Origin of the sequence: Streptomyces sp. SID13726 (genome assembly GCF_010548375.1) — a bacterium.
Classification (GTDB): domain Bacteria; phylum Actinomycetota; class Actinomycetes; order Streptomycetales; family Streptomycetaceae; genus Streptomyces.
Window position 1 is genome coordinate 1 of the sequence record NZ_JAAGLY010000632.1, and the last position, 412, is coordinate 412.

Here is a 412-nt window from a genome sequence, read left to right on the forward strand (position 1 = left end):
CGTGGACTTCGCCGTACAGGACGGGGTGGTCACTCTCCAACGCCCGCTGCGGGACCGGGCCCTGGTCCCGCTCCTCGCGCGGGCGATCCGCGCGGTCGAGGGCGTCGTGGACGTCCGGATGGAGCTGGACGGCGCCATCGCTGCTTAGGGCCGTGTCTGCGCAGGGCCGTGACTTCCGGATCGGGGCGGGCCCGGGCGCCGGGCACCGCGCCTCACGGCGTCCTCGTCGGCCGCAGGGTGCATTGTGTGTCCTACTGCGACAATTCTGATGAAACGCGTACACCGGACCGAGTCAGGGGCGACCATGTCCGACGATCCGAACGCCTCCGCAGGGGCGCCGATCAAGGTGTTCCTCCTCGACGATCACGAGGTCGTCCGGCGCGGGCTGCACGACCTCCTGGACGCGGAGCCG

1 pseudogene is annotated in these 412 nt (G+C 71.1%); it reads left to right on the top strand.

What is annotated here, in order from left to right:
- Window positions 1-304: 304 nt before the first annotated feature.
- A pseudogene (locus G3I78_RS52670) lies at window positions 305-412 on the top strand (DNA-binding response regulator); the annotation flags it as partial.